Here is a 17,332-nt window from a genome sequence, read left to right as displayed (position 1 = left end):
TCCCCTTCGATCCGTGGTCCGTTACGCGCGCACCGGCTTCTTGCCGCCGCGCTTCGCCAGTTTCGCGATCTTGTCCTCATGCTTCGGCGACGGCCACAGGCCTTCCGAGCGGTACAGCATGATCAGCACCATCGCGAGTGCGTAGACGAGCTGACGGATCACTTCCGTATCGACGATCTCATGACCGAAGAGCATGTTTTGCAGCGGGCCCATCGTCGAGCGCAGGAATTCCGGCAGCACGGCGAGCAGCACGGCGCCGAGAATCACGCCCGGAATGTGGCCCATGCCGCCCAGCACGACGCACGCGAGCACGACGATCGATTCCGGCAGCGTGAACGATTCCGGCGACACGAAGCCCTGGAACATGCCGAACATCGCACCCGACAGGCCGCCGAACGACGCGCCCATCGCAAACGCGAGCAGCTTCACGTCACGCGTGTTGATGCCCATCGCCTTCGCGGCGATTTCGTCTTCGCGGATCGCGGCCCATGCGCGGCCGATGCGCGAGTGCTGCAGGCGCGTACACACCCAGATCACCAGCAGCGCGCACAGCACGAACACGTAGTAGTACGAGTACACCGACGGGAACTGGAAGCCGAACAGCGAGTGCGACTGCGAGAGGCTGAAGTCGCCGACGTGGATCGGATCGATGCCCGTGATGCCCTTCGGGCCGTTCGTGATGTTCGCCGGACGGTCGAGGTTGTTCAGGAAGATCCGGACGATTTCCCCGAAGCCCAACGTCACGATCGCGAGGTAGTCGCCACGCAGACGCAGCGTCGGTGCACCGAGAATCACGCCGAAGAACGCGGCAATCGCCATCGCGATCGGCACGATGATCCAGAACGGCGTGTGCAGGCCGCCCGGCGCGAGATGCGCGATCCATTCGAACTGCGAGGACAGGTGCGGCGAGCTCAGCAGCGCCGCCGTATAGGCGCCCACTGCATAGAACGCGATGTAGCCCAGGTCCAGCAGGCCGGCGAAGCCGACCACCACGTTCAGGCCCAGCGCGAGCATCACGTACAGCATCGCGAAGTCGAGCACGCGAACCCAGTAGTTGCCGCCTGCCGTGCCGATGATCATCGGCGCGGCGATCACGAACACGGCGGTGAGGATGCCCACCGTCAGCGTCTTCGTCATGTTGCGTTCAGGGACGAGCGTCGTGGACGGCTCGATCGGTTGAATTGAGGTCATTGTGTTTACTCCTTTCCCTTACGCACGGTCCGCAACACGTTCGCCGAGCAGGCCCGACGGACGGAACACCAGCACGATGATCAGCACGATGAACGCGAACACGTCCTGATAGTTACTGCCGAACACGCCACCCGTCAGATTGCCGATGTAGCCCGCGCCCAGCTGTTCGATCAGGCCGAGAATCACGCCGCCGACCATGGCGCCGCCCAGGTTGCCGATACCGCCGAGCACGGCTGCCGTGAACGCCTTCAGGCCGGGGATGAAGCCCATGTAGAAGTGCGCGTTGCCGTATTCCGACGCGATCATCACGCCCGCCAGCGCAGCGAGCGCCGAGCCGATCATGAAGGTCGCCGAGATCACGAAGTTCGGGTTCACGCCCATCAGCGAGGCGACGCCCGGGTTCTCGGCGATCGCGCGCATCGCGCGGCCGAGCTTCGTCTTGTGCACGAGCAGCAGGAGGCCCGCCATCACGAGGAACGCGACGACGATGATCACGATTTCAGTCATCGAGATCACGGCGCCCGGCGTCGTGTCCGTGGCCTTGATCACGTTGAGGGGATCGGTCGGCAGAAGCTGCGGGAACGGCAGCGGGTTGCGCGACCAGATCATCATCGCGAGCGTTTGCAGCAGGATCGACACGCCGATTGCGGTGATCAGCGGGGCGAGACGCGGCGCTTTACGCAGCGGCCGGTACGCGACGCGCTCGATCGTGTAGCCCACCACCGCGCATACCACGGCGGCAATCGCCAGCGCGATGCACAGCGTCGGCACGTTGCCGAGACCGGGGAAGTGGTTCTGCAACACACCGATGCAAGACAGGGCAACCATCGCCCCCACCATCAGGATGTCGCCGTGCGCGAAGTTGATGATGCCGAGAATGCCGTACACCATCGTATAGCCGAGTGCAATGATGGCGTAGACACTGCCAAGCACCAGCCCGTTGAGAACCTGCTGGATGAAAATATCCATTTAATGCTCCTTAGCCCGTGCGACTGGATTCGCGCTCTTCATCTGCCTGTTGGCGCTGATGCTTTGCGGAATCGCAACGGCACTGCGGGTACTGATATAAAAGACCGGTAAGGGTTATTTCCATCGAGCGTTCATGGTCGCTGGGTTGCAGCGGCAGTCGCACTCGACGCGGATGCAAAAACGGCACCGTCGGATGGTCCGGTGCCGTCAGGCTGTACGTCCCGTCATTACATCTTCACGACATCGAGGACCGCTTTCTTGCCGTCCTTGAAGTCGTAAAGCGTAATAGCGCCTTCTTTCAAATCGCCCTTGTTGTCGAATGCGATGTGACCGATGACACCTGTGTAGTCGGTCGACGGCATCGCAGCGAGCACCTTGGACGGCTCGATCGAATTGGCGCGCTTCATTGCATCGACGATCACGTACACAGCGTCATACGTGAACGGCGCGTAAATCTGCACCGGCGTGTGGAAGCGTGCGTCGTACTTCTTTTCGAAGTCCGCTCCCCTGTCCATCTTCGAAAGCGCAAGACCTGCTTCCGAACATACGAGGTTCTGAACGGCACTACCCGCCAGCTCCCCTACCTTGTCGGTGCACACGCCGTCGCCGCCAAGGATTTTTGCCCTGATTCCGAGCGCGGCTGCCTGTTTTGTGAACGGCCCGCCCGTTGCATCCATGCCGCCGAACATGATGGCGTCCGGCTGAGCACTTTTAATCTTGGTGAGAATGGCCCGGAAATCCGTGGCCCGGTCATTGGTCGCCTCGCGCGCGACGATCTTCGCGCCACCCGCTTCAGCCGTCTTCGCGAACTCGTCGGCGAGACCCTTGCCATAGGCAGTCGCATCGTCGACGACGGCGATCCGTTTCGCGCCGAGTGACTTCGTCGCGTAGTTCGCCAGCGCCGGACCTTGCTGAGCATCGGTTGCCACGACCCGGAAGGTCGTCTTGAAACCCTGCTGCGTATAGGCCGGATTCGTCGAGGACGGCGAGATCTGCACGATGCCTGCGTCGCTATAGATTTTCGATGCGGGAATCGAGACACCCGAATTCAGATGCCCGACGACGGCGACGACGTGGTCGTCGACCAGCTTCTGCGCGACTTGCGTTCCCGTTTTCGGGTCGCCTGCGTCGTCCTGCGCGTCGAGTTGAAGCTGGATCTTGCGGCCGTCTATGGTCAACCCCTGCGCGTTGATCTCCTCTGTCGCGAGACGCGCTCCGTTTTCATTGTCCTTTCCCAGATGCGCAATCCCGCCCGTCAATGGGGCCGCATGGCCGATCTTCACGACAGTCGCTTCGCTTGCAGGCGCCGACGCTGCCACTGCAGCCGATGCACCCGTGCCTGCCTCGCCATCGTTTTTTTTGCTGCACGCGGTCAACATCGCAACCGCGGCCGCGATGGACACGGCACAAGCAAACTTGACTCGCATTAAATAGGTCTCCTGCGCCTTGCAAAATCTGGCGTTCCGAGGCGCTGAAGCCTTGAGAACGCGCGCATTGTAACTCCAATTATGCGACGGGCAATATTGTTGAATGCGCAGGGTTTTCCTGCATTGCAACCGCTTTTTGAGACCTCTAGCGCATGAATATCGCAACCCGGTTGCGCCAGATTTTCGTGCATCAGTTGCACCATGAATGACGCTCCGCAACATCAGTTGTTGCATGGGCGGCGCTGTGAGGCCTGTCGAGCGGACTTCGATGCCAAGCGGCTTCACAGCGAGCCTCGCAGTCGAAAAAGCACCGAACCGGTGCGATCGATCTGATAGCAAATCGTTCGTCTGATGTAAAACGGGGTGCGATCACTTGTCTCAGGGCAAAATACGCCCCAAAAATCAAAAAGAATGTGCGCGCCAACACCGTGCGCCTCGCCTTTTTCGATGATGCGGCACCGTTTTTAATCGATTTCCGGCTCCTGCCGATACAAAAAAAGCGCGCCCACGGCGCGCTTTTTTGATTGGGGTCGGTTCATCAGGCCGGCAAACCGAGGCCGCGCGGCAGCGGAAAAGCGATGTTTTCCTCGATGCCTTCCAGCGCGCGCACGCTGCGCACGCCGAGTTCGCGCAGACGGCCAATCACGGCCTGCGCCAGCGCCTCGGGCGCCGACGCGCCAGCCGTCACGCCGATGCGGCGCTTGTCGGCGACCCAGGCGGGATCGATCTGATCGGGCGAGTCCACCATATAGGCAGGCACGCCGAGTTTCTCGGCGAGTTCGCGCAGCCGGTTGGAATTCGAGCTGTTCGGGCTGCCGACGACGATCACGACATCGCATTGCGGCGCCATGAACTTGACGGCGTCCTGGCGGTTTTGCGTCGCGTAGCAGATGTCCTGCTTCTTCGGCTCCTTGATGTTCGGATACTTCGCCTTCAACGCGGTGATGATCTGCGCGGCATCGTCGACGGACAGAGTCGTCTGCGTCACGTAGGCGATGCGTTGCGGATCGGCGAGTTGCAGCGCCTGCACGTCCTCGATGTCTTCGACGAGATACATGCCTTCGCCCGTCTGCCCCATCGTGCCTTCGACTTCCGGATGGCCCTTGTGGCCGATCATCACAATGTCGAAGCCTTCCGCGCGCATCTTCGCGACTTCGATATGCACCTTCGTGACGAGCGGACACGTCGCGTCGTACACGCGCAGCCCGCGCTGTTCGGCTTCGGCGCGCACCGCCTTCGATACGCCGTGCGCGCTGAAAATCACCGTGCTGCCCGCGGGCACTTCTTCGAGCTGCTCGATGAAAATCGCGCCCTTCTTGCGCAGGTCCTCGACGACATACGCGTTATGAACGATTTCGTGGCGCACGTAGATCGGCGAACCGTACAGCTTGATGGCGCGTTCGACGATCTCGATCGCCCGGTCGACGCCGGCGCAGAATCCGCGCGGTTGCGCAAGCAGGATTTCAGCTTCGGCGAGAGTCGTGTCCGTGATGCTCATGTTTACAGGATCCCGATGATTTTTACTTCGAACGTCAGCGCCTGGCCGGCGAGCGGATGGTTGAAATCGAAGAGAGCCGAGGTTTCGCCGACTTCCTTGAGCACGCCGGCGTAGCGGCCGCCACCCGGCGCATTGAATTCGACGAGATCGCCGGGAGAAAAATCCTCTCCGATCATGCTGTTTTCACGCAGCGTGGCCAGCGACACGCGCTGGATCATTTCAGGATTGCGCGGGCCGAATGCCTGGCCCGGCTCTAGCTGAAAGGTCGAGTGGTGCCCCGCCTTCAGGCCCAGCAAAATGTCTTCCAGCGGCTGTGCCAGTTGGCCGGCGCCCAGCAGCAGCGTGGCGGGCTTGTCGTTGAAGGTGCTGACGATCTCGGCGCCATCGGCGAGCGAAAGCCGGTAGTGAAGCGTGACGTGCGAACCGGGTTTCACTTCGGAGATGTCGATGATGCTCATGCGGTACTCATTCAGTCATGGCGCGCGGCGCAGGGCGCGGCGGCGAGGGTCGCGCGCATGGCAGGCCGTCGGACGCCGTGCGCAAAGGCTCTATTGTAAGCCACATATCCCGAGCCGGCTGGAACGCCGCTGCGCGGCGCGTCGTCGCCGCTCAACCGAATCAGGAAGGACCTTGCCATGAACGATCCGATAGTCATCCCGCTCAACGGAGCGGAGAAAACCTCAGTTCGCCGCCCCGCGCCCTTGCCGGCGCCTGTTTCGGCGCCCGTGCCGATGTCTGTGTCTGCGCCCGTATGGCCGCTGCGCGACATGCCGCGCGAACGGCTGCTGGACGCCGGCGCGGCGGCGCTATCCGATACCGAACTGGTCGCGCTCGTGCTGGGCTCCGGGCTGCCCGGACACAATGTCTTCGACGTCGCACGCTCGCTGCTGCAGCGCTTCGGCTCGCTGCGCGCAATGCTCGACGCGACGCCCGACGATTTCAATGGCGCGCGCGGCGTCGGCCCCGCCAAGCGGGCGCAATTGCTGGCCATCATGGAGCTGGCGCGCCGCGCGCTCGCGGAAAAGATGCGCGAGCGCCCGTTGATCGACTCGCCCGAAGCCGTCGAAGACTATTTGCGCCTGCTGATCGGCTCGCGGCCTTATGAGGTGTTCGTTTGTCTCTTTCTGGACACACGCCACCGGCTGATCCGCTCGGAGGAGAATTCGCGCGGCTCGCTCACCCGCATGGCCGTGTATCCGCGCGAAATTGTGCGGCGGGCGCTATCGGTGAATGCGGCCAGTCTAATCGTCGCGCATAATCACCCGTCTGGCGCCGTCAAGCCAAGCGCCAGCGACCGCCAGCTCACGCGGGTGCTGCGCGATACCCTCGCGCTCATCGACGTGCAACTGATCGACCATCTGGTGATCGGCGCGAACGACACGTTCTCGTTTGCCCGCGCGGGCTGGCCGTGATATCTGGAACACTGGGCACGGAGCGCCGATGCCGCTGCGCAGCCGCCAGCCGTCTCCAAATAAGTTTGATTTTGCGGCTCTTTTTCTGCTAGACTCTCGGTTTGCCTCTTTCCAACCCTGTTCCGAAGCCACCAAGGCCTTTCCGGAAAGCGAGTGATTGCAGTCGGCTACGGCTCGGTCCTCTGGTTTTCCCGGGAAACTTCACGGCGTTCGAACTCAGAATTAGCGTATTAGGAGTGCTCTCATGGCACGCGTATGCCAAGTAACTGGGAAAGCGCCGATGAGCGGCAACAACGTTTCCCACGCGAACAACAAGACCAAGCGTCGTTTTCTCCCGAATCTGCAAAACCGCCGTTTCTGGGTTGAAAGCGAAAACCGTTGGGTGCGCCTGCGCGTTTCGAACGCCGGTCTGCGCCTGATCGACAAGAACGGTATCGACTCGGTGCTCGCAGATCTGCGCGCACGTGGCGAAGCCTAAGGAGTAAATCATGGCCAAAGGCGCACGCGACAAGATCAAGCTGGAATCGACCGCTGGTACGGGTCACTTCTACACGACCACGAAGAACAAGCGCAACATGCCGGAAAAGATGGAGATCAAGAAGTTCGATCCCGTCGTTCGCAAGCATGTGGCGTACAAGGAAACGAAGATCAAGTAATCCGGTTTCCAGCCTGTTGACGACAAAAAGCCCCGCTCAATGCGGGGCTTTTTGTTTTTGTGCGCTCCCCTTTCCCGCCTTACGACGCCCTCCGACGTCGTTTGCCGGTCTTTCCCGTCGACGTCGTCGGCGATCCGCAGCCCTTTCGCCGTCCGCAATAGACTTCGCCATTCGGTCAGCTTTCCCTCGACGGCTGCAACGCGTATGCTCTTCGATTTCCCAATCGAATGGCCGCGGCGGCATTTTCCGCACCAGCCACGCAATACGACGGAGAGAGGAGATGAATTTCGATGTAGCGATTGTCGGCAGCGGGCTCGCCGGTTTGACCGTCGCGCTCAATCTCGCGCAAACGCGGCGCGTCGCCGTGATCGCCAAACGCTCGCTGACAGACGGCGCGAGCGATTGGGCGCAAGGTGGCATCGCGGCCGTGCTCGATTCGGCGGACAGCACGGAGAATCACGTCGACGACACGCTGGTCGCCGGCGGCGGATTGTGCGACGAAGCCGCGACGCGCTTTATCGTCGAACATGGCCGCGAGGCGATCCAGTGGCTGATCGACCAGGGCGTACCCTTCACGAAAGACGACGCCGCCGAACTCGGCTTCCATCTGACGCGTGAAGGCGGCCACAGCCATCGCCGCATCATTCACGCGGCGGACGCCACCGGCCACGCCGTCGTCGCGACGCTGAGCGAGCGCGTGCGGCATCATCCGAACATCACGCTGCTCGAAGATCACTACGCGATCGATCTGATCACGTCGGACCGACTGGGCATGCCGGGACGCCGCTGCCACGGCCTCTATGCGCTCGATCTGGCGAGCGGGCGCACGGTCACGATCGAGGCGCCGCACACCGTGCTCGCAACGGGCGGCGCCGGCAAGGTCTATCTCTACACCACGAATCCCGATACCGCGACGGGCGACGGCATCGCGATGGCCTGGCGAGCCGGCTGCCGCGTGTCGAACATGGAGTTCATCCAGTTTCACCCGACGTGCCTGTTCCACCCGTACGCCAAGTCGTTTCTGATCACGGAAGCGGTGCGTGGCGAAGGCGGCATCCTGAAGCTGCCCGACGGCACGCGCTTCATGCCGGCCCACGACGAGCGCGCCGAACTGGCGCCGCGCGATATCGTCGCGCGCGCGATCGACTTCGAGATCAAGAAGCGCGGCATCGACTGCGTGTATCTCGACATCAGCCACCAGCCGGCCGAATTTCTGCGTGAACATTTTCCGACGATTCTCGCGCGGTGCCTGGAATTCGGCATCGACATTACGAAAGAGCCGATTCCAGTCGTGCCGGCGGCTCACTACACCTGCGGCGGGGTCGTCACGGATCTCGCCGGACGCACGGATCTGACAGGACTCTATGCGGTCGGCGAGACGTCGTGCACCGGCTTGCACGGCGCGAACAGGCTCGCGAGCAATTCCCTGCTCGAGTGTCTCGTGATCGGACGGTCGGCCGCGCAGGCGATCGAAGAAGAAGGCTTCGGTGCGGCCGTGCATGCTCCGCTGCCCGATTGGGATGAGAGCCGCGTCGCCGATGCCGATGAGGAGGTCGTCGTCGCGCACAACTGGGACGAGCTGCGCCGCCTGATGTGGAATTACGTCGGCATCGTGCGCACGGACAAGCGTCTGGCGCGCGCGCGGCACCGGCTCGCGCTGCTGCGCGACGAGATCCACGAGTACTACGCGAACTTCAAGGTGAGCCGCGATCTGCTCGAGCTGCGCAACCTGGTCGACGTGGCTTCGCTGATCGTCGATAGCGCGCGCTCGCGGCGCGAAAGCCGTGGGCTGCATTACAGCCGTGACTGGCCGAACGCGTTGCCCAAGGCGCTGCCGACCGTGCTGTCCCCGGAGCGCGTGCCGAATCGGAACGTATAGCGCTATCCCTGTTGGCGGCTATTCAGCGCTGTTGAGCAGTAAAACGAAAAGGCCATCGCCCGTAGATCGGGCGATGGCCTTTTGCTTTCCGGCGCCGGCTACGCGGTCAAACGATGCGCATCGAAAAGTCGGTCGCGCGCACGTCCTTCGTCAGCGAGCCGACGGAGATTCGGTCGACCCCCGTCTCCGCGAACTGCCGGATCGTATCGAAGTTCACGCCGCCCGATACTTCGAGCACCGCGCGGCCGGCAGTGATACGCACGGCTTCGCGCATCATGTCCAGCGAGAAGTTGTCGAGAAGAATCGACTGCGCGCCGTGCGCGAGCGCCGACGCCAGCTGTTCGAGCGTTTCGACTTCGATCTGGATCGGGACGCCCGCGTTCAGCGCGAGTGCCGCGTCCATCGCCGCGCCCACGCCGCCCGCCGCCGCGATGTGATTCTCCTTGATCAGGATGCCGTCGTAGAGCGCGAGCCGCTGGTTCGCGCCGCCGCCGACGCGCACCGCGTACTTTTGCGCGAGACGCAGCCCCGGCAGTGTTTTGCGCGTATCGAGCACGCGTGCGCGCGTATGCGCGATCGCATCGGCGAACCTGCGCGTCGCGCTCGCGACGCCCGACAGCATCTGCAGGAAATTAAGCCCGTTGCGCTCGGCGGTGAGCAACGCGCGAGCCGGACCGCGCAACGTGCATACGACGGAATCCGTCGCCATGAGGTCGCCTTCGCGATAACGCCATTGCACGTCGATACGCGGATCGACACGGCGCATCACTTCGTTGAACCACGGCACACCGCACAACACTGCCTCTTCGCGCACGATGATGCGGGCGTCGTGCATCTCGTCGGCGGCAACGAGCAGGCCCGTCAGATCGCCTGTGCCGATGTCCTCGGCAAGCGCATCACCGACATTGCGCGCGATCACGGTATCGAGTGCCTCGCCGTATTGCGCGCGGATTTCCGCGAAAAGCGGCGACACCGCGTCCCTCAACTCCATCGATTCATTCGCGCCCATCAAGCCGCTCCGACATTCGAGAACAGCGCCGTATCGCGCGCGAGATCGCCGCTCGCCTGCACGCGCTTCTTGTGACGCGCAGCGAAATCGAGCATGCGGTCGATCGGCAGACGCGCACGCTCGCGGATTGCCGGATCGACGAAGATTTCGTTGTGGCCGTGCTCCAGCACCTCGGCGAGATTGCGCAAGCCGTTCATCGCCATCCACGGACAATGCGCGCAACTCTTGCAGGTCGCGCTGTTGCCCGCCGTGGGCGCTTCGATAAAGGTCTTGCCGGGCGCCGCGAGACGCATCTTGTGCAGGATGCCCAGGTCGGTCGCGACGATGAAGTGCGTCGCATCGCTGTTCTTCGCCGCGTCGATCAGTTGCGTGGTCGAACCCACGACATCCGCGTGCGCCACGACGCTTTCCGGCGACTCCGGATGCACCAGCACTTTCGCGTGCGGATACTCGGCGCGCATCAGATCAAGCTCGACGCCCTTGAACTCGTCATGCACGAGACATGAGCCTTGCCACAGCAGCATGTCGGCGCCCGTCTTCTTCTGGATGTAGGCGCCCAGGTGCCGGTCCGGCGCCCAGATGATCTTTTCGCCGCGCGCATGCAGATCCGCGACGATCTCCAGCCCGATCGACGACGTCACCATCCAGTCGGCGCGTGCCTTGACCGCAGCGCTCGTATTCGCATAGACGACGACCGTGCGGTCCGGATGCGCATCGCAGAACGCAGAAAATTCGTCGACGGGACAGCCGAGATCGAGCGAGCAGGTTGCGTCCAAATCGGGCATCAGAATGCGCTTGTCTGGACTAAGAATCTTCGCGGTCTCGCCCATGAAACGCACGCCGGCGACGACCAGCGTTTGCGCATCGTGATCGCGTCCGAAACGTGCCATTTCCAGCGAATCGGCCACGCAGCCGCCCGTTTCGTCCGCCAGTTCCTGCAACTCCGCATCGACGTAGTAGTGCGCGACGAGCACCGCTTTCTCACGCTTGAGCAATCCACGAATACGCTCCTTCAACGCGAGCCGCTCCTGCGCCGAAGGCGTCTCGGGCACCTTCGCCCAAGCCTGGCCGACGCTGCAGGCCGCACCCTGCGGGCGGTCGTATTCGACGCTCCTGATCGCCTGATTCATGATCTCCTCTGCCCTGCTGATACCGCCGCCGATAACCTTGAGTGGCCTGATTCCGGCGGCCCAAAAAGCAAAACCCCGCCAACGCGGGGTTTTGTGACGTAACCAAAGTTTAATAGATTTCGTCGGCGATCATGCGTAGCGACGCAGGCGCATCGCAAATTCCTGCAGGGCCTTGATGCCGCTTTGTTCCGCGCGATGGCACCAATCCTGCAATTGCACCAGCAGTTGTTCGCGCGACGCATTCGAGCGCTCCCACATCGCCGACAGTTCGTTGCGCAACTCGATGTACGTGCGCAATTTCTGGCTGTTCGCGAAAATCTGCGGAAGCTGGCGGCGCTGCGGCTCGTCCAGACCCGCTTCTTCCTTGTGGAACCACGTGCGGGCGCCGCGCATCAGCTGATACTTCTCGCGCGCGCCCATTTCCTTCAAATGCGCGAGTTCCTGACGGTACGCGCGCTTGATCGCCTTCGCGTAACGCGCCATCACTTCGTAGCGGTTCGCGAGCACGGCCTGCAGCGTGTCCTGATCGAGCACGAGCTTGCCGGTGGTCAGACGCGGCGTCGGCGCGAGCTTCTTCACCTTGGCGAGACGGAACGCCGACATGATGCGGATGTACATCCAGCCGATATCGAACTCGTACCACTTGTTCGACAGCTTGGCCGACGTCGCATACGTGTGGTGATTGTTGTGCAGCTCTTCGCCGCCGATGATGATGCCCCACGGGAACAGATTCGTGCTCGCATCTGCCGAGTTGAAGTTTCGATAACCCCAGAAGTGTCCGAGGCCGTTCACGACGCCAGCCGCCCAGAACGGAATCCAGATCATCTGCACGGCCCATACCGTCAGACCGACGATACCGAACAGCGCCACGTCGATTACCATCATCAGGCTCACGCCGAGGATCGGGTACTTCGTGTAGACGTTGCGCTCGAGCCAGTCGTTCGGCGTGCCGTGGCTGAACTTGCGCATCGTCTCTTCATTCTTCGCTTCAGTGCGATACAGCTCGGCGCCTTCGAGCAGCACCTTCCAGATGCCGCGCGTCTGCGGGCTGTGCGGATCGTCTTCGGTTTCGCACTTTGCGTGGTGCTTGCGGTGAATCGCGGCCCACTGGCCCGTCAGCATGCCCGTGGTCATCCACAGCCAGAAGCGGAAAAAGTGGCTCGCGATGGGATGCAGGTCCAGCGCGCGGTGCGCCTGGCAGCGGTGCAGATAGACCGTGACGCCGATGATCGTCACGTGCGTGACGGCGAGCGTCCACAACGCGATTTGCCACCACGAAAAACGGAGCGCGCCGTGCGCCATAAAATCAAGCAGGGAATTCAGCAAGGCCATTTACCTGGGAATGGAAGACATGCGCGGAAGAATACAACGGCGAATGTCAAGAAAGTGAAAGCAAGCAGATTGTTTTGGACGATATTTTACGCGAACCGTTCCAAGTGTCTGTAACAAAAAAGAAAATTGTTGTGTTGCATCAACCGGGCGTTTCCCGATATTGGTCTGGGAACGTCCGGTTGCTACCCGCCGAGGCGCGTCTCAGGCCGCGCTGCCGGGTTCGTTCGCCGCGCGCCCGGTGGTCATCGCGACTGCCTGCGGCATGATGTCGCCGGGGCCGGTGACGATGCGCACGTCGCGCTGCGCATAGGGAATCGAGATGCCGTTTTCCGTGAAGAGCCGCCAGATGTTGCGGTTCACGTTCGAACGCACGCCGGCCGTGCCCGTGGCCGCGTCTTCGATCCAGTAGCCGAGTTCCAGATTGATGCCGTCCGGGCCGAAGCCTGCGAGAAGAGGCGTCGGCTTCGGTTCCTGCAGCACGCGCTCGACGCCGTTCGCGGCCTCGACCAACAGCGCCATCGCCTTTTCGACATCCGTCGAATACGCGACCTGCACGGTCGCCTTCGCGTTGCCGCGCGTCAGATACGACGACTGGTTCTGCACGACGTCGGTGATCAGCTTTTCGTTCGGAATCAGCGTTTCGATGCCGTCGAGCCCTCGCACCACCGTATAGCGCGTGCGGATCTGCGTGACCATGCCTTGCAGTCCGCTGACGTTGATCGTGTCGCCGATGCGCAGCGACCGGTCGATCAGGATGATGAAGCCCGACACGTAGTTGCTCGCGATCTTCTGCAGGCCGAAACCGAGACCGACGCCGAGCGCCCCGCCGAACACGCCGAGCACCGTCACGTCGATCCCGACCAGCGACAGGCTCATCAGCACCGCCGCGAGGATCAGCAGCGCGCGCCCGACACGCGACAGCACGACTTTCAGGTTCGCATCGAGCGAGCGCGAACGCATCAGCTTGTCTTCGAGCGCCGCGCCGAGCCACATCGCGACGATCATCGTCACGCACACCCACAGCAGCCCCGACAGCAACGACAGCAGCGTCAAATGGGTATTGGCGATGCGAAACTGCACGCTCGCCATCCATTTGAGCACGTCGTTCTGGATGCCCATCACGGTCAGCACCATGCCGACCCACACCATCAGCGACACGAGCTTTTCGACCAGCGACAGCCACGTATGCGTGCTGCCGTCGCGTCCGAACACGCGGCGCGCGAGATAGAACGCGATGTAGATCAGCCCGATGCCGAAGAGCGGCACCATCGCGAGCTGCAGCAGCGACGTATGGATGAACTGCCCCGCAATCGTCTGCGAGATCCAGACGAGAATGCCGCCCAGCAGCGGGAACAGCGCGCGATTGAGCGCTTCCGCGCCGAAGCGCAGCGCGCCGTAACGCGTTTCGCGCTGTGGGGTTTCGCGCTGCGCGTCGAGCGCGCGACGCGCGACGCGCGCGAGCACCCACGCGAGCGCCAGCGCGCCCAGCAGCACACCGAGCTGCCACAGAATCACGGGCTGGCCGAAGTCGCGCACGACGTCGCCCAGCGTATGGAACAACAGATGGTTTTGCATGATGTTTCCTGCAGCCGACGCAACGCCGACGCGTGCGCCGGCGGGACCGCTTCAACCCTGGCCGGTCGCGCGGCCGGCCTTACCCGCGGCGCTCCAGCACGGCGGCGAAGAAGCCATCCGTCGAATGACGGTGCGGCCACAGCGAGAGGAAGTCGCCCATGTCGAGATCGATACGCTGCTCGGCGAGCACGTCGCGCGCGGGCACCAGCTCGAAATCGGGATGATCGGCGAGAAACTGTCGCACGACGCCTTCGTTCTCCGCTTCGAGAATGCTGCAGGTCGCATAGACGAGCCGCCCGCCCTTCTTCACGAGACGCGCCGCGCTCGTCAGGATGGACAACTGCTTCGGCGTCAGCTCGGCGATCGATTCCGGCGACTGGCGCCATTTCAGATCGGGATTGCGGCGCAGCGTGCCGAGACCGCTGCACGGCGCGTCGACCAGCACGCGATCGATCTTGCCCGCAAGGCGCTTGATCTTCGCGTCATGCTCGCTGTCGATCAGCACGGGGTTCACGTTCGACAAGCCACTGCGCGCAAGGCGCGGCTTGAGCTTGGCAAGGCGGCGGTCGGAAATGTCGAATGCGTAGAGACGGCCCGTCGAGCGCATCATCGCGCCGAGCGCCAGCGTCTTGCCGCCCGCGCCCGCACAGAAGTCGACGACCATCTCGCCGCGCTTGGGCGCGACCAGCGCGCACAACAACTGACTGCCCTCGTCCTGCACTTCGAGCCAGCCGTTCTGGAACGCGTCGAGCTTCGACAACGGCGGCTTGCCGACCACGCGCACGCCAAGCGGCGCATACGGCGTGGCGCCAGCTTCGATGCCCGCCCTGGACAGCGCGTCCAGCACTTCGTCGCGGCTTGCCTTGATCGGATTCGCGCGCAGGTCCAGCGGCGCTGGATAGTTGAGCGCGGCGGCCAGACGCGAGAGCTCCTCGGCTTCGACGAACCGCGTGCCGAGTGCCTGGCAGATCCAGTCCGGCAGGTTCAGACGCGTGCGCAGCGGCAGGCTTTGCGGATCGACCTTCGACACATGCTCGAGCCACGCGCCTTCCGCGTCGGAAACGAACGGTTTCAGCGCCGTGCGGCCCGCCGTCTGCATCAGTCCGAGCAGCGCGAGACGCCGGTTAGGACTGCCGGTTCCGCTTTCCGCCAGATGCGCAAATTCCATCCGCCGACGCAGCACCGCAAACACCGCTTCCGCGATCACGCCGCGCTCGCCGTGGCCGAGCTTCGGATGCGCGCGGAAAAACCGGCTGGTCGTCGCATCCGCGGGGCCCGTGAACTTAAGGACGTCCGCGAGCAGCGTCTCAGTTTGTCCGATCAGAAATCCATGCAGTCTCATGCAGCCTCCCCGGCAGCGTTCTGGCTTGCTGTGTCAACGAAGAGCCACTGAGGCTCGGGCGGCGTCACCGTGACGCGCAGGCCGTCGAGCGCGATGCGCCCTTCGACGAACCAGCGCACCGCGCGCGGATAGATCACGTGCTCGGTTTCGAGCACGCGCGCGGCGAGCGTCGCGGCATCGTCGCCGGCACGCACGGGCACAGCCGATTGCACGACGATCGGCCCATGATCCAGCTGCGAGGTGACGAAATGCACCGATGCGCCGTGCAGCCGCACGCCGGCGTCGAGCGCCTGCTGGTGCGTTTTGAGGCCCGGAAAGCTCGGCAGCAGCGACGGATGCACGTTGAGCATGCGGCCCGCATAACGATCGACGAAACCGTTCGTCAACACGCGCATGAAGCCGGCGAGCACGACGAGATCGGGTTCGAAACTGTCGATTTCGCGCGCGAGCGCCGCATCGAAGGTTTCGCGGTCGGAAAACTGGCGATGGTCGACGACCACCGTCGCAATGCCTTGCGACGCCGCGAACGCAAGCCCGGCGGCGTCTGGACGGTTGGCAATCACGGCGGCGACCCGCGCCGGCCAGCCTTCGCTGGCGCAGGCGCGTACGATGGCTTCCATGTTGCTGCCCCGCCCGGAAATCAGAATGACGAGATTTTTCATCCGCGGATTTTATCATTCGGCAACCGCCAATCCGCGCCGCGGCGCCGTGTGTGGCCCTGTGCGTTTATAATCGATTGTTTTGCGGCATCTGGCCCGCTCAAATCCCATCGCCCGCTATTGTGAGAGTCTTTCGCGGTCTTCCCAATGCCGAGAGCCGTGCGCCCTGCGCGCTGACCATCGGCAATTTCGACGGTGTCCACCGCGGGCATCAGGCATTGCTCGCCCGTGTCCGCGCCGCCGCCGACGCGCGCGGCCTGCCCGTCTGCGTGATGACCTTCGAGCCGCATCCGCGCGAGTTCTTCAATCCCGCGAGCGCGCCGCCGCGCATCGCGATGCTGCGCGACAAGCTCGAAGCGCTGCGCATGAACGGCGTCGACCGCGTGGTCGTCGAGCATTTCAATCACACGTTCGCGAGCCAGTCACCGAATGCTTTCGTCGAAAGGATCATCGTCAACGGCTTGCACGCGCGCTGGGTGATGATCGGCGACGACTTTCGCTACGGCGCGAAGCGCGCCGGCGATTTCGCTTCGCTCAAGGCAGCGGGCGAGCAGTACGGCTTCGAAGTCGAGCAGATGGCGACCGTCGCCGATCCGTCGGGTGCACGCATTTCGAGTTCTGGCGTGCGCGCGTCGCTGGTGTCGGGCGATCTCGACGCGGCGCGCGCCGCGCTCGGCCGCGACTATCTGATCAGCGGCCACGTGGTGCATGGGTTGAAGCTCGGCCGCGATCTCGGCTTTCCCACGCTGAATCTGCCGATCGCGCACAAGCGTCCCGCGCTGTCGGGCATTTTCATCGTGCGCGTGCACGGCATCGAAGACAAACCGTTGCCGGGCGTCGCGAGCCTCGGCTTGCGTCCGACTGTCGACGATTCCGGCCGCGTGCTGCTCGAAGTGCATCTGCTCGACTGGCACGGCGATGCATACGGCAAACTGGTGCGCGTCGAGTTTCTGAAGAAGCTGCGCGACGAGGAAAAATTCGTCGACCTCGAAACGCTGACGGCCGCGATCGCGCGCGACGTCACGCATGCCCGCGCGTGGTTCGAAGCAATCGGCGATGCACCGGGCAGCTGTTCCACGGGTTTCGCCACATCGGCCACCGATCGAATTAGATGACCGACGCGGTACGTGCGCGACACATCGCATGATGCACGTACCGTCCACCGCGCATCGAGGGGCGCCGCGCGCAGCATGTGGCCTGGACAGCAGCGTGCAATGCGATGGCCCCCGCGTCGTGCGCGACGCCGGGCGCAA

General features: G+C 63.2%; 16 protein-coding genes. 5 read left to right on the top strand and 11 right to left on the bottom strand.

The features are described from left to right. Positions 1-21: 21 nt before the first annotated feature. The 5 genes from VSR68_RS01220 to VSR68_RS01200 all read right to left on the bottom strand — a co-directional run bounded on the left by VSR68_RS01220 (position 22) and on the right by VSR68_RS01200 (position 5,543). Entirely contained in the window at positions 22-1,191 is a 1,170-nt protein-coding gene (locus VSR68_RS01220) for an ABC transporter permease subunit (RefSeq protein WP_342938067.1), read from the bottom strand. Positions 1,192-1,209: 18 nt separating this feature from the next. Then, positions 1,210-2,160 carry a branched-chain amino acid ABC transporter permease gene (locus tag VSR68_RS01215; RefSeq protein WP_087733808.1) on the bottom strand — a complete coding sequence of 317 codons (951 nt, stop codon included), beginning with the start codon at positions 2,158-2,160 and terminating at the stop codon, positions 1,210-1,212. Positions 2,161-2,387: 227 nt separating this feature from the next. Then, positions 2,388-3,587 carry a branched-chain amino acid ABC transporter substrate-binding protein gene (locus VSR68_RS01210; RefSeq protein ID WP_342938066.1) on the bottom strand — a complete coding sequence of 400 codons (1,200 nt, stop codon included), beginning with the start codon at positions 3,585-3,587 and terminating at the stop codon, positions 2,388-2,390. Positions 3,588-4,125: 538 nt separating this feature from the next. After that, entirely contained in the window at positions 4,126-5,085 is a 960-nt protein-coding gene (ispH, locus tag VSR68_RS01205) for a 4-hydroxy-3-methylbut-2-enyl diphosphate reductase (RefSeq protein WP_342938065.1), read from the bottom strand. A gap of 2 nt (positions 5,086-5,087) precedes the next feature. Continuing rightward, positions 5,088-5,543 (bottom strand): peptidylprolyl isomerase, encoded by a 456-nt coding sequence (locus VSR68_RS01200; protein WP_342938064.1) that lies wholly within the window; start codon positions 5,541-5,543, stop codon positions 5,088-5,090. 273 nt (positions 5,544-5,816) lie between these two features. Here VSR68_RS01200 and radC point away from each other — a divergent pair, with 273 nt between their 5' ends. The 4 genes from radC to nadB all read left to right on the top strand — a co-directional run bounded on the left by radC (position 5,817) and on the right by nadB (position 9,032). Further along, positions 5,817-6,497, top strand: coding sequence for a RadC family protein (gene radC / locus VSR68_RS01195; protein WP_428983443.1), 681 nt, complete (start codon positions 5,817-5,819; stop codon positions 6,495-6,497). 244 nt (positions 6,498-6,741) lie between these two features. Next, positions 6,742-6,975: a 50S ribosomal protein L28 gene (gene rpmB / locus VSR68_RS01190; protein ID WP_004186391.1), complete on the top strand. Its 234-nt coding sequence runs from the start codon at positions 6,742-6,744 to the stop codon at positions 6,973-6,975. A 10-nt stretch (positions 6,976-6,985) separates the two neighbouring features. Next, positions 6,986-7,153 carry a 50S ribosomal protein L33 gene (rpmG, locus tag VSR68_RS01185; RefSeq protein ID WP_087733803.1) on the top strand — a complete coding sequence of 56 codons (168 nt, stop codon included), beginning with the start codon at positions 6,986-6,988 and terminating at the stop codon, positions 7,151-7,153. Positions 7,154-7,433: 280 nt separating this feature from the next. Beyond that, positions 7,434-9,032, top strand: coding sequence for an L-aspartate oxidase (gene nadB / locus VSR68_RS01180; protein ID WP_342938062.1), 1,599 nt, complete (start codon positions 7,434-7,436; stop codon positions 9,030-9,032). Between the two features lie 106 nt (positions 9,033-9,138). On the opposite strand, the gene nadC is transcribed toward nadB, so the two are convergent. From nadC to purN, 6 genes are all read right to left on the bottom strand, one after another. Next, positions 9,139-10,041: a carboxylating nicotinate-nucleotide diphosphorylase gene (gene nadC, locus VSR68_RS01175; protein ID WP_342938061.1), complete on the bottom strand. Its 903-nt coding sequence runs from the start codon at positions 10,039-10,041 to the stop codon at positions 9,139-9,141. Continuing rightward, positions 10,041-11,171 carry a quinolinate synthase NadA gene (nadA, locus tag VSR68_RS01170; protein WP_342938060.1) on the bottom strand — a complete coding sequence of 377 codons (1,131 nt, stop codon included), beginning with the start codon at positions 11,169-11,171 and terminating at the stop codon, positions 10,041-10,043. Before nadA ends, nadC begins: the two co-directional genes overlap by 1 nt. A gap of 129 nt (positions 11,172-11,300) precedes the next feature. After that, positions 11,301-12,497: a DesA family fatty acid desaturase gene (locus VSR68_RS01165; RefSeq protein WP_342938059.1), complete on the bottom strand. Its 1,197-nt coding sequence runs from the start codon at positions 12,495-12,497 to the stop codon at positions 11,301-11,303. A 207-nt stretch (positions 12,498-12,704) separates the two neighbouring features. After that, positions 12,705-14,078: a mechanosensitive ion channel family protein gene (locus VSR68_RS01160; RefSeq protein ID WP_342938058.1), complete on the bottom strand. Its 1,374-nt coding sequence runs from the start codon at positions 14,076-14,078 to the stop codon at positions 12,705-12,707. Positions 14,079-14,157: 79 nt separating this feature from the next. Further along, positions 14,158-15,420 carry an RsmB/NOP family class I SAM-dependent RNA methyltransferase gene (locus VSR68_RS01155; RefSeq protein WP_342938057.1) on the bottom strand — a complete coding sequence of 421 codons (1,263 nt, stop codon included), beginning with the start codon at positions 15,418-15,420 and terminating at the stop codon, positions 14,158-14,160. Continuing rightward, positions 15,417-16,082: a phosphoribosylglycinamide formyltransferase gene (purN, locus tag VSR68_RS01150; protein ID WP_342938056.1), complete on the bottom strand. Its 666-nt coding sequence runs from the start codon at positions 16,080-16,082 to the stop codon at positions 15,417-15,419. Before purN ends, VSR68_RS01155 begins: the two co-directional genes overlap by 4 nt. Positions 16,083-16,201: 119 nt before the next feature. Between purN and VSR68_RS01145 the strand changes: the two genes are divergently transcribed. Next, entirely contained in the window at positions 16,202-17,194 is a 993-nt protein-coding gene (locus tag VSR68_RS01145) for a bifunctional riboflavin kinase/FAD synthetase (RefSeq protein ID WP_342938055.1), read from the top strand. The last annotated feature ends 138 nt before the right edge of the window (positions 17,195-17,332 follow it).

Source organism: Paraburkholderia phymatum, assembly GCF_038900715.1.
Classification (GTDB): Bacteria; Pseudomonadota; Gammaproteobacteria; order Burkholderiales; family Burkholderiaceae; genus Paraburkholderia; species Paraburkholderia phymatum_A.
This window is presented reverse-complemented; position numbering and strand designations above follow the sequence as displayed.

Bases quoted from the DNA above. Each gene is read 5' to 3' on its own strand.
- VSR68_RS01220 (WP_342938067.1), bottom strand. From the start codon at position 1,191: ATGACCTCAATTCAACCGATCGAGCCGTCCACGACGCTCGTCCCTGAA.
- VSR68_RS01215 (WP_087733808.1), bottom strand. From the start codon at position 2,160: ATGGATATTTTCATCCAGCAGGTTCTCAACGGGCTGGTGCTTGGCAGT.
- VSR68_RS01210 (WP_342938066.1), bottom strand. From the start codon at position 3,587: ATGCGAGTCAAGTTTGCTTGTGCCGTGTCCATCGCGGCCGCGGTTGCG.
- ispH (WP_342938065.1), bottom strand. From the start codon at position 5,085: ATGAGCATCACGGACACGACTCTCGCCGAAGCTGAAATCCTGCTTGCG.
- VSR68_RS01200 (WP_342938064.1), bottom strand. From the start codon at position 5,543: ATGAGCATCATCGACATCTCCGAAGTGAAACCCGGTTCGCACGTCACG.
- radC (WP_428983443.1), top strand. From the start codon at position 5,817: ATGTCTGTGTCTGCGCCCGTATGGCCGCTGCGCGACATGCCGCGCGAA.
- rpmB (WP_004186391.1), top strand. From the start codon at position 6,742: ATGGCACGCGTATGCCAAGTAACTGGGAAAGCGCCGATGAGCGGCAAC.
- rpmG (WP_087733803.1), top strand. From the start codon at position 6,986: ATGGCCAAAGGCGCACGCGACAAGATCAAGCTGGAATCGACCGCTGGT.
- nadB (WP_342938062.1), top strand. From the start codon at position 7,434: ATGAATTTCGATGTAGCGATTGTCGGCAGCGGGCTCGCCGGTTTGACC.
- nadC (WP_342938061.1), bottom strand. From the start codon at position 10,041: ATGGGCGCGAATGAATCGATGGAGTTGAGGGACGCGGTGTCGCCGCTT.
- nadA (WP_342938060.1), bottom strand. From the start codon at position 11,171: ATGAATCAGGCGATCAGGAGCGTCGAATACGACCGCCCGCAGGGTGCG.
- VSR68_RS01160 (WP_342938058.1), bottom strand. From the start codon at position 14,078: ATGCAAAACCATCTGTTGTTCCATACGCTGGGCGACGTCGTGCGCGAC.
- VSR68_RS01155 (WP_342938057.1), bottom strand. From the start codon at position 15,420: ATGAGACTGCATGGATTTCTGATCGGACAAACTGAGACGCTGCTCGCG.
- purN (WP_342938056.1), bottom strand. From the start codon at position 16,082: ATGAAAAATCTCGTCATTCTGATTTCCGGGCGGGGCAGCAACATGGAA.